The 1,118-nt window shown below is 41.3% G+C and carries 1 protein-coding gene; it reads left to right on the forward strand.

Going from position 1 to position 1,118, the window contains the following annotated elements:
* Positions 1-1,118, forward strand: a 1,118-nt coding sequence (locus Q0507_RS03950; protein ID WP_298712729.1) for a hypothetical protein, incomplete at both ends; no start/stop codon positions are given.

Here is a 1,118-nt window from a genome sequence, read left to right on the forward strand (position 1 = left end):
TTAACTATACGTCTATGTATGGTAAAACATGCGGCTCTACTACCGACGACTACGCAAATAAATGGCTGTGGGCGTTTCGACGACAGCAAGCTAACAATCGCGAGAACCATCCTGCTGCAGTTAAAAGTTTAGAAACAGCCATTTCTTCAAGTGATGGAGCGTACGCTGTAGTATATGAGCGTGTTGACAATGATAGGGGTAAATCATATCGTATACATGTATATTGGACAGAGCACGATAAAGAATCCTTCGAGACTATATTCTCAGACATGTGGCACACTGATGGCAGTATCGCTATTCAAAGTAAGCCTGGTCATTACAAACGCCTCCATTACGCATTAGTGTCTAGTCCATTGATTCAAGAGTACAAGCTTTGTACACCTGAATTTATCTGGGGATATCCTGATTTTGACACGCAGAGTGTATGGATTCATGCAGATTCCTCTAAAGAACTTTATGTATCTACATTCAACACAATATATCCAGACGGGTACGCAGGCAAACAAATCCCAAATAAGGACCCTGCTCTTACCTGGAGGCCAACATCATCACAATACGATGATTTGATGGAGAAGATCACTACCGATAAACTAGTGAATTATATTGATAATTACCACGGTACAACGTGCGGTTCACCAGGCAACGATTATTCTAACTCGTGGCTGAAAGCTACCGAACGGCAAGGAGCTTTTTATCGTAGAGATTATTACAGCAACTATATGAGGAGTTTAAAAAAAGCTATGGCGACGGGTGCTTATGCAATAGGATATCAGCAAAAAAATAGACGCAATAACACCTCTAACCCATATTTTATAACCGTATATTGGGCAGAAAATAAATCAGACTTCAAAATAAGATTCCTAGGTGAGTATCCAAAAAGAAAATTGTATATTTGGCGTAATCGTGGCGCAACTAGTAAACTATATTCTGCTACCGTAGGCAGCCCAGCCCTAATTCAAGCTGCTGGCAATTGTGAGGTAAGCTTCCTTTGGGGCAACAATACAAATGAAGGTGCCGCTGATCAAGCGTTTGAAGAGTATGGCTACAATATGAAACTTTTTAAATCCACCTTCGACGTCGAATACCCCGATGGTTATCGCGGCATGAAAGTTCCAGGC

Source organism: uncultured Veillonella sp. (assembly GCF_938010505.1).
In the GTDB taxonomy this organism is placed as follows: domain Bacteria; phylum Bacillota; class Negativicutes; order Veillonellales; family Veillonellaceae; genus Veillonella.